A 9801-nucleotide genomic window follows, 5' to 3' on the forward strand; every position below is an offset into this window, starting at 1 on the left:
CGAAGAAAAGGAGGATGTACTTCTACATCTTCAGAAAAAATACAAAAGAACAATGAAGACCATCTAAAACCGACGGTTTTCATTGTTCTTTTTGTTTGTTAAGAGCTGGTTTTTTCCCAGCCCCTTTGCTGTGAGGATAGCTATAAGTAAGATTCACTACTTTATCCTCATTTAGGCAGTTTATCTTCCATATCTGAAATTTTCTCCAGGAGTCTGTCAATTTTATCTTCCAAATCCGCAATTTTTTTATTGTCTTGAGGTTTGGACTGGTTGAAATAAGTCGTAAGTGAACTGGTCAATGTGCCAATCAAGGCGAGTCCCAAAAACATCAGCAGAATCGCAGCAAAGCGGCCGGTCAACGTCATCGGATAAATCTCGCCGTGTCCGACCGTTGTCACCGTGACAATGGCCCACCACACTGATTCGGAAAAGGGTATCGATTCAGACACGGTAAAGAGTGTGGCACTGAACAAAATGAGCAGCACACTGGCGTACAATACATATATCAGCCCATTCGTCTCGAGTAGGGACTTGATTTCTCTTTGAGACCGCATTTTCAACCCAAACAGACGTGAGAAGCGGGAGAAACGCACAAAATGAGAGAAACGGAGAATGCGAAAGACCCGGGACAATCTGAAGAGCCGGAAAATCGAATAAAAAGGAATGATTGAAAGCAGATCAAATACATGATGCAACACGAATTCTTTTTTATCTTCATATAAAACAAGCCGGTAGATATAATCAATCGCAAAAATCACGACAAAAATAGTATCAATAGTAAAGTAAGGCTGATCCAGAATGGAAATAATAGACAGCAAATCCAGAATAATCAGGATAATGGACAAAAGGGAAAGAAACATCATCGTCAAGTTATAGCGACGGAAATTAGTCATAGTAGCCTCCAGCAAAAAAAAGTATGTAAGGTCAGGTTAATGTAGTTCAATAGTAGGCTTTTTCTAAAACATTGTAAAGCTGAAAGGAGCCTGATCTATAAAAAAACGAGAAACCCCTGAGGCCTCTCGTTTTATAAGTATTAAGTTGTTTAACTGTAGCGAGCTAGACGCTTTTCCAAATCTTTTCTGAATATGTCCCGGAAAAATTGGATGAACGGTCCCAGGAAGAAAGCAGTCAGAATGGTGTTGATGCCAAACGTAGCACCTAAAAGGGCACCGATAACTGAAAAGGATACATCAAGAACTACTCGAGAAAGTCGGTAGGACCAACGGCCTTTGCCTGCATCCGTTAAAATGATTGGGAAAGCATCATATGGAGCAACGCCTTCTTGCGCTTCAGTGTATAATGCCACACCGCTCGACAGGAAGAATATCCCCAACACCGAAAAGATGATACGAATAACCATACCTTCAGGCGGGGCAAACAGTGAACCGTAAATATTCAGTGTAATATCGGAAAAGTTCCCGACGATAAAAATATTTAAAAGCGTGCCGATTCCAATCAGCGAACGGTTCTGGAAATAAATGTAGATGAGAGCCAATAGGCTGGAAACCATAATGAAGAATCCAAATCCAACGTTTAAGAATCCGCTGGCCCCCAAGTTAAACATGGTATAAGGATCCGTTCCTAAGTCTGCCAGTCTAAAAGATGACACGGCAAAACTGATAAAGAAAGTTCCAATTAAGGAATACGTTAATCTGATTTTTTTCATGTAAATACCTCTTTTTCGAATTAATGTCCATTCTTCACTATAAGACCATGCGCTCTTTTAGTCAATTAAAAAGAGAAAACTCTTATTCTCGCAGAAGCGGATTGTAATGTTGGGTGTGAAATGAAATCAGTCCAATGTTCGGTAAAGTGAGTGGAGCAGCAGTCATGAGTCTTCCGAAGAGAAGGAAAATTCGGTAAACTCAAAACAAAAAAGCAGTGAGTGTACCGAAAAAGACGATGTTCGACCAACTCAGTTGAACTTAAGGCTGTAGTCTGCCGAAGTAGGCAAGAGTTGAGTAAAGTGAAAAAATATGGAGCATGAGTGTGCCGAAGTTTCAGGAACATGGGTAAACTCGACTTGTCAGATGGTGGAGTTGACCTAAGAAGCCGTTGCTTTGGCAATCTCATAGGTTTTAAGCTGTTCAGTCTGCTTAAAACAGCACGTCTTCGGCAAACTGGCGCCAATCGTATCGGCCAGCTGACCGAACACGACTGGCTTTGAACCAGCAGACAATATAAAGAGAAGAGAATCTGCCGAATCAGTAAGGAACAGACTCGCCCACTGCGAGTCTGCACATCATTTCAAACGACCCTAGAGGGAATTGAACCCCCGACCTAGTGCTTAGGAGGCACTTGCTCTATCCTGCTGAGCTATAGGGTCAATACGGTTACTTCTCTATTAAATCACGCCAGCGAGAACGGCACAAGTAAATATTTTTTAGAAATTACGGAAATAGCGGTGGTCTTCGAAAGCGTTATCTGATATACTAGTATATGAGTAAGGAACAACAAAATAATTAAACAAAATCGAATGGAGGAAATGAGTAATGGTAAATTTGAAAGCGAAGCCATTTAATCTAAATGACGATGGGGTTAAATGGGTCGAAGATACTATAGCGAATATGTCGCTCGATGAAAAAATTGGGCAACTCTTTGTCAACATGGGAGCAGACCGCTCGGAAGAGTACCTGACAGGTGTACTGAATGACTATCACATCGCAGCAGTTCGTTACAATAAAGGAAAAGCGACAGAAGTTTATGATCAGAATAAAATTTTACAGACTAAAAGCAAGATTCCACTTCTGATTGCTGCAAATACAGAAGCAGGTGGCGATGGTGCTGTCACTGACGGAACAAAAGTAGGCGACGAAGTCAAAGTTGCTGCAACCAACGATCCAGCATATGCTTATGAACTGGGACGCATTTCCGGTATTGAAGCATCAGCTGTAGGGTGTAACGCATCATTCGCACCGATTGTGGATTTAACGCGCAACTGGCGTAACCCGATTATCTCAAACCGTACATGGGGAGCCGACGTTGACCAGACCATTGAATTGTCCAAGGAATACATGCGCGGCATTATGGAATACGGCATCATGCCTTTTGCCAAACATTTCCCGGGTGACGGAATCGATGAGCGTGACCATCACTTGTCCTATGCATCAAACCCAATGAGTGTAGATGAATGGGATCAGACTTTTGGCCGCATTTATAAAGAACTGTCAGATGCCGGACTGCCAGGTATCATGGCGGGACACATCCATTTGCCTGAGTATGAAAAGGCCCTGCACCCTGAACGTGACGAAAAAGACTTCCTACCGGCTTCATTGAATAAGACATTGCTGACGGAACTGCTGCGCGACAAGTTAGGTTACAACGGAGCTATCGTAACAGACGCTTCTCACATGGTCGCAATGACAGGAAGTATGCCCAGACGTGAAATGGTGCCGACAGCGATTGAAGCGGGCTGTGATCTCTTCTTGTTCTTCAATGATCCGGATGAAGATTTTCAGTGGATGAAAGAAGGATACGAGAACGGCCTTCTATCTGACGAACGCTTGCATGATGCACTACGCCGTACATTAGGCTTGAAGGCAAAACTAGGCCTGCACAACTTTGAAGGCAAGCGCGAAGACATTATGAAATCCAAAGAAGAAGCACTAAGTCTCATTAACACAGACGATAGCAAAGCCGTGGTCAGAGAAGTAGCGGATAAGGCTATTACCTTAGTGAAAGATGAACAGAAAGATTTGTTCCCAATCATACCGGAACGCTACAAACGCATCCTGCTCGTTCCAGTCAGAGGACTGACCGGAGGCTTTGGTGCAATGATTGCCGGAAATAAGCCGAAAGCCCATGATTACCTGAAAACAATGCTGGAAGCAAAAGGACACGAGGTCTCCATCTGGGAAAACACGGAAGATCGCATCATGAAGCTGCCTGAAAGTGAACGCGCCCAGGCGATTGCAAATGTCTATGCTCAAAAACAGCCGATTTCAAATTTGACTGACAAGTATGACCTGATTATCAACGTATCAGACGTCAATAGTGGGGGAACCATTCAGCGAACAGTCTGGCCGGCTTCAAAAGGAACACCGGATATTCCGTTTTATGTTCATGAAGTACCAACCCTTTATGTATCTGTACAAAATCCATTTGATTTGGCGGACGTCCCGCAAGTGGGCACGTACATCAATACCTATGACGGTATGGAAGTGACGATGGAAGAGCTGGTCAAGAAACTGACTGGGGAAAGTGACTTTAAAGGCGTCAGCTCAGTCGATGCCTTCTGCGGACTGCCTGACACAAAAATCTGGCGCACCAGCACCTATGCTAAGTAAGCCATTTTAGAGATTAACCTGTAGATATAGGCCATTTTGGTCTGTGTTTGCAGGTTCTTTTTTGTGTATAAGTTGTGTCTCTTCAAAGAGAACTGATAAACTAGAGTTACAGAATGGACAGCAGAAGGTACACGTCATAGAGGAGTGAAACGCATGAAGCAGTCAGAAGACATCCTTATTGTCGGCGCGGGACCAACGGGACTGGTACTGGCCCTGGAACTGGCTTATCATAATATTCCCTTTAGAATTATCGATAGAAACTGCGGTGTCGGTGACTCTTCAAGAGCCATGCTGGTGGTCCCAAAGGTGCTGGAAAGCTACCAGAAATTCAACCTGGATCAGGCCGTGATTTCAAAAGGTATTCGACCGGACGTCATTAACTACTATGTAAATAATGAAAAAAAGGCAGATATCCCATTAGGTACATTGGGAAAAGGGCTGAGTGCCTACCCATATGTGGTCACCTTCCCCCAAGACGAACACGAAAAAGTGTTACTGGAAAAACTCGAAGAAATGGGCCACACTGTTGAATGGGAGATGGCTTTTGTCTCCTGCGAAGAAACTGGTGGCAAAGTGAAAGCGACAGTGAAAAATAATGAAAGAGAAACAGAAGAAATTTTTTCTTACGTCATTGGCTGCGACGGAGCATCGAGCACAGTTAGAAAGAGTGCAGACATTCACTTTACAGGACATACGTATGAGGAAGTTTTTTATGTGCTGGACGCAATAGCAGAAGGAGAAGTAATAAAAGAAGAAGCTGGGTCATTTTCATTCACAGAAAAATATTTTGCACTGTTTTTTTCCGCTGAGAAATAAAGAAACCACACGCATTATCGGCATGTTTCCGCCCGATCTTGTTGAAAAAGAAGCGTTTGATTTCAACACACTGAAGCCTCGTCTTGAGAAAGCTTTTCAAATAAAAATAGAAAACAAAAACTGGTTTTCTGACTACAAAATACACAGGCGGACAGCAGAACACTTCAGAAATGGACGGATTTTCTTAGCCGGTGATGCCGCTCATATCCACAGTCCGGCAGGTGGCCAAGGAATGAATCTTGGCATTGGCGATGCTGTGAACTTGGGCTGGAAACTGGCAGCGGTACTTTCAAAAGGCACAAGCGAGTCCATTTTGGACACTTATGAAAAGGAACGCAGACAACTGGCTGAAGACATCGTCAGTCGAACGGATAATGCATTTAAACTGGTTGCTTCTCAGTCCAATTTGAGTAAAATCGTCAGGACTCATGTAGTACCGCTCTCAGCCAAAGCTGCCGGAAAAAGTGGCTGGATTCAGAGTCAGATGTTTAAAGTCCTTTCCCAGCTCTACATCACCTATGACTCAAGCAAGTTAAACGGTGAAAGTGACGGGGATATTAAACCTGGTTCCCGACTGCCATTTGCAGAAGGGTAGTCCTTTGAGTTCATACGAGAAAGGGGCTGGCAGCTGCATATTTTCGGTGAGGTACCAGGACATTTCAATAAAGAATATTTCAGAAACGTAGCCGTCATTAACAGAAAGTGGACGGACAAAACCCGAGACGCCGGCTTTGAAAAAGACAGAGTTTATCTAGTCAGACCGGACGGTTATATAGGTTGGACAGGCAAAGCAGAATCAGCCGACCGCTTACTGCAGTATATAAAAAAATGGGTCAATTAAAGTGGTGCACTATCGATTCTAATTATGCTATGATTTAGTTAGTAAGCAAAACAGTAGAGGAGTGAATTAAATGAAAGTATCAACAAAATGGGAAGGTAACTTAGCCTTCACAATGGAAAACCCTGACGGCAATCAGCTGAAAATGGATGCCCGTAAAGAAGCCGGGGGAGACGGAACAGGTGTCTCACCAATGGAAGCAGTTTTAGGTGGCCTGGCAGGCTGCATGGGCATCGATATGTACATGATTTTAAAGCCTTATCAGGACAAGCTGACCCGCATGGAAATTGAAACGGACGGCGAGCGTAACGATGAGGCACCAAAATTCTTTACAGCTGTTGAAATTACCGTCCATGTCGATGGAGACGTACCGGCCAGCCGTGTATGGCGAGCAGTGAAGCTGAGTGACGAAAAATACTGTTCAGTGGCCAATTCCCTGAAAGCTGACTTGTCTTATAAAGTCTTTTTAAACGGAGAAGAAGTCGCTGACGAAAAGAAATAATGTTTTAAGACTGTCCTTTATAAAATCCAAATTTAAGGAGATTCATACATGGCGACTCTGACAGCAACGATTCAATCAAGAGAACTGATGCGGAAAGTGACTTTTTCTGCAATCATTCCGACAGCGACCAAATCACTTTACGACCCGGACCCAGTCGAGGAAACTAGCGGACCACTTAAAACCTTGTATCTGCTTCACGGCTGGGACGGCAATCACGAAGACTGGATTCAGAACTCCCGTATCGTCAAATGGGCAACGGAATACAACATAGCCGTTATTATGCCTTCCGGGGAAAACAGCTTCTACGTGGATCACCCAAGTGAAGACAACTACGGCAAATTCATCGGTGAAGAGCTGGTGGAAGAGACACGCAAACTGTTCCCACTGTCAGATAAGCGGGAAGATACTTTTATCGGCGGTCTGTCGATGGGCGGATACGGCGCACTCAGAAACGGCTATGTCTACAGCGACACGTTCAGCAAAGTCATTGCTTTGTCCAGCCGTATATTCAAAAAACACGACCCTTTTCATGACCTAAAAGAAGACAACCCAATCAACAAGCGCATCTGGCATCTGCTTGGCAGTAAAAGTTACGATGACGTGCCGGACGAACTGGACATCTATCACCTGATTGAACACTGCCAAAACAAACCTGAATTGTTTTTGGCCTGCGGGTCGGAAGATTTTCTGATTGATGAAAATGTAGCCTTGCACAAATGGCTTGTGGAAAACAGTGTCGAGCATGAATATATGATTGAGCGAGGCATCCATGACTGGTCCTTCTGGAGCAAATCCATGCAGAAAGCACTGCCTTGGGCGCTTGACGTGAAATAGGCTTGAATCTAACAATCTTTCTAAAGCCAGTGAAAAAATAGAATGAAATACGGTGCTAACCTCAATGAGTTTTTCGCCAAATAATCTTGGTGAAGAATGATTTTAAGGTTAGCACTGTAATTTATAAAGTAAGCCCTTGCATAGAAATGATTAGAAATATATTACTAAAGTCGTTTCGTGTCGACAAAAATTAATTATGTAAGTATTTTTATAATTAGGAGTGACAAAATGGAAGAGAAAAAACTGCTTGAATTACTGAACGATATGACCTTAGAAGAAAAACTGGGGCAGCTGACACAAGTGTTTGGACAGCCTTATTTGGACGACAATTACGAAGTGACCGGTCCGATGTCTTTTCTGGCGGTTCCAAACGAACTGGTTCCTCTAGCAGGCAGTATTTTAGGAGCATCCGGGGCAGAGTCGACTCGAAAGATACAGGATACATATTTAGAGAAGAGTAGACTCAAAATTCCTTTGATGTTTATGGCGGATGTTATACATGGTTAGAAGACGATTTTTCCTATTCCACTAGGCATCGGTGCAACATGGAATATGGATGCGGCTGTTAAAACAGCACAAGTATCAGCAGTGGAAACAGCTGTTTCAGGCATTCATGTCACGTTTTCTCCGATGGTTGATTTGGTTCGCGACCCAAGGTGGGGAAGAGTCATGGAATCTACTGGAGAAGACAAATATTTGAACGAGCGCTTTGCCGAAGCATTTGTCAAAGGGTATCAAGGAGAAAGTTACGATGAGCCTTACGCAATTGCTTCTTGTGTCAAACACTTTGCGGCATATGGAGCTCCTGAAGGCGGAAGAGACTACAATACCGTCAATATGTCTGAACGTCAGCTAAGAGAAGACTATCTGTCTGCTTACCAGGCAGCCATCGATGCAGGAACCGAACTGGTCATGACGTCTTTCAACGTAGTCGACGGCATTCCTTCAACAGGAAATAAATGGCTCTTGAAAGACTTGCTGCGTGACGAAATGGGCTTTGACGGTGTGGTCATATCTGACTGGGGCGCAGTAAAAGAAATGATTCCTCATGGGGTTGCGGCTGATGAAAAAGAGGCAGCATACAAAGCACTTAATGCGACTAATGACATCGAAATGATGACCTTCACTTATCACCGGTATGCAAAAGACCACATTGAAGCTGGTCTGATTGACGAAAAACTGATCGACGAATCCGTTTTGCGAGTGCTAAAATTGAAGAATAAACTGAGTCTTTTTGAAAACCCATACCGCTCAGCAAGTCAAAAAGAGGAAAATGAATTAATTTTAAGTGATGCTCACCGTCAAGCTGCCTTGGAAGTTGCGGAAGAATCAATGGTACTTTTGAAGAATGAAGAAGTACTTCCGCTGGCTGATAAAGAGCAGACCGTTGCGGTAATCGGTCCCTTTGCAGAAGGCGAAGACATGCTGGGTGCTTGGTCATGGAAAGGCGAAGCTGAAACGGCAAGCGACCTTTACCAGTCACTGAAAACGGCACTGCCTGAAGGAAATGTGCTTATGGCCAAAGGCAGCACCATTTCTGAAACGTCAGAAGATTGGCTGGAAGAAGCGGAAAAAGTGGCTGCAGAAGCCGATGTCATCGTTATGGCTCTTGGTGAAAGTGCAGAGATGAGTGGAGAAGCTGCCAGCAGAACAGATATCACCTTGCCTCAGGCGCAAGTGGAGCTGCTTAAGCGCGTGGCGAAACTGAACAAACCGATCGCTACTGTTTTATTTAACGGCCGTCCGCTTGACTTGAACACGGTGGAACCTTACTCTGATGCAATACTTGAAGCCTGGTTCCCCGGAACAGAAGGTGGAGAAGCTGTGGCAAACATCCTGACTGGTAAAACAAATCCGTCAGGTAAACTGCCGATGTCCTTCCCGGAAAATGTCGGTCAGGTGCCACTCTATTACAACCACTTTAATACAGGCAGACCAGCTGAAGAAAGAGAAGAAGGGCGCTACGCCTCACGCTATCTGGACTCTTCCAATTATCCGAAGTATGCCTTTGGTTACGGCTTAAGCTATACAAGTTTTGACTACAGTGATGTGACCTTGTCCAGCAATACGTTGACACCTGAAGAACCGATTAAGGTGTCCGTAACCTTAACGAATTCAGGAGAACGTGCTGGAGAAGAAGTGGTGCAGCTTTACATCAGAGATTTAGTAGGAGAAGTCGTCAGACCGAAAAAAGAGTTGAAAGGTTTCCAGAAAGTTCTTTTAAATCCTGGCGAATCCAAAAAAGTGACCTTTACACTATCAGAAGATATGCTGACGTATGTTCATTCAGACTTGTCTGTTGAAGCGGATGCGGGTGAGTTCGAGGTCTTTGTCGGTGGCAGCAGTCTGGCACAGCGATCAATACAATTTACTTTAGAAAAATAAGCTCGTATTATATTAAACTCAAGTTTCGCACCCTAATAAATGCTTCACAATCCTATCGGATTAACCCTCACCAAAGAAATTACGCAGCAATTTGTTCTTGGTTTGACTGATTTCCAATCAAAATTTCTTTGAATGCCGCC

At 43.8% G+C, this 9801-nt stretch carries 8 protein-coding genes, 1 tRNA gene and 1 pseudogene; 7 read left to right on the plus strand and 3 right to left on the minus strand.

Going from position 1 to position 9801, the window contains the following annotated elements; all coding sequences use genetic code 11:
- Nucleotides 1–167: 167 nt before the first annotated feature.
- The 3 genes from ACYVLS_RS09750 to ACYVLS_RS09760 all read right to left on the minus strand — a co-directional run bounded on the left by ACYVLS_RS09750 (nucleotide 168) and on the right by ACYVLS_RS09760 (nucleotide 2326).
- Nucleotides 168–893: a potassium channel family protein gene (locus ACYVLS_RS09750; RefSeq protein ID WP_460324020.1), complete on the minus strand. Its 726-nt coding sequence runs from the start codon at nucleotides 891–893 to the stop codon at nucleotides 168–170.
- 149 nt (nucleotides 894–1042) lie between these two features.
- Nucleotides 1043–1666: a YczE/YyaS/YitT family protein gene (locus ACYVLS_RS09755; RefSeq protein ID WP_460324022.1), complete on the minus strand. Its 624-nt coding sequence runs from the start codon at nucleotides 1664–1666 to the stop codon at nucleotides 1043–1045.
- 586 nt (nucleotides 1667–2252) lie between these two features.
- A tRNA-Arg gene (locus ACYVLS_RS09760) sits at nucleotides 2253–2326 on the minus strand.
- A 166-nt stretch (nucleotides 2327–2492) separates the two neighbouring features.
- Between ACYVLS_RS09760 and ACYVLS_RS09765 the strand changes: the two genes are divergently transcribed.
- The 7 genes and pseudogenes from ACYVLS_RS09765 to ACYVLS_RS09795 all read left to right on the plus strand — a co-directional run bounded on the left by ACYVLS_RS09765 (nucleotide 2493) and on the right by ACYVLS_RS09795 (nucleotide 9661).
- A complete protein-coding gene (locus ACYVLS_RS09765) occupies nucleotides 2493–4286 on the plus strand; it encodes a glycoside hydrolase family 3 protein (RefSeq protein WP_460324024.1) in 1794 nt (597 codons plus the stop codon).
- A gap of 153 nt (nucleotides 4287–4439) precedes the next feature.
- Nucleotides 4440–5102, plus strand: a complete 663-nt coding sequence (locus ACYVLS_RS09770; RefSeq protein WP_460324026.1) for an FAD-dependent oxidoreductase — start codon at nucleotides 4440–4442, stop codon at nucleotides 5100–5102.
- Nucleotides 5074–5697, plus strand: a complete 624-nt coding sequence (locus tag ACYVLS_RS09775) for an FAD-dependent monooxygenase (RefSeq protein WP_460324028.1) — start codon at nucleotides 5074–5076, stop codon at nucleotides 5695–5697. Before ACYVLS_RS09770 ends, ACYVLS_RS09775 begins: the two co-directional genes overlap by 29 nt.
- A gap of 39 nt (nucleotides 5698–5736) precedes the next feature.
- On the plus strand, nucleotides 5737–5943 hold the full coding sequence (locus ACYVLS_RS09780) for an aromatic-ring hydroxylase C-terminal domain-containing protein (RefSeq protein ID WP_460324034.1): 207 nt from the start codon (nucleotides 5737–5739) through the stop codon (nucleotides 5941–5943).
- A 70-nt stretch (nucleotides 5944–6013) separates the two neighbouring features.
- Entirely contained in the window at nucleotides 6014–6442 is a 429-nt protein-coding gene (locus ACYVLS_RS09785; RefSeq protein WP_460324030.1) for an OsmC family protein, read from the plus strand.
- Between the two features lie 48 nt (nucleotides 6443–6490).
- Nucleotides 6491–7276 carry an alpha/beta hydrolase gene (locus ACYVLS_RS09790; RefSeq protein ID WP_460324032.1) on the plus strand — a complete coding sequence of 262 codons (786 nt, stop codon included), beginning with the start codon at nucleotides 6491–6493 and terminating at the stop codon, nucleotides 7274–7276.
- Nucleotides 7277–7504: 228 nt separating this feature from the next.
- Nucleotides 7505–9661: pseudogene (locus ACYVLS_RS09795) on the plus strand (glycoside hydrolase family 3 N-terminal domain-containing protein).
- Nucleotides 9662–9801 lie beyond the last annotated feature (140 nt).

The organism is Alkalibacterium psychrotolerans, assembly GCF_054784355.1.

Excerpts from the sequence above, each read along its gene's own strand:
- ACYVLS_RS09750 (WP_460324020.1), bottom strand. The coding sequence starts at position 893 with ATGACTAATTTCCGTCGCTATAACTTGACGATGATGTTTCTTTCCCTT.
- ACYVLS_RS09755 (WP_460324022.1), bottom strand. The coding sequence starts at position 1,666 with ATGAAAAAAATCAGATTAACGTATTCCTTAATTGGAACTTTCTTTATC.
- ACYVLS_RS09765 (WP_460324024.1), top strand. The coding sequence starts at position 2,493 with ATGGTAAATTTGAAAGCGAAGCCATTTAATCTAAATGACGATGGGGTT.
- ACYVLS_RS09770 (WP_460324026.1), top strand. The coding sequence starts at position 4,440 with ATGAAGCAGTCAGAAGACATCCTTATTGTCGGCGCGGGACCAACGGGA.
- ACYVLS_RS09785 (WP_460324030.1), top strand. The coding sequence starts at position 6,014 with ATGAAAGTATCAACAAAATGGGAAGGTAACTTAGCCTTCACAATGGAA.
- ACYVLS_RS09790 (WP_460324032.1), top strand. The coding sequence starts at position 6,491 with ATGGCGACTCTGACAGCAACGATTCAATCAAGAGAACTGATGCGGAAA.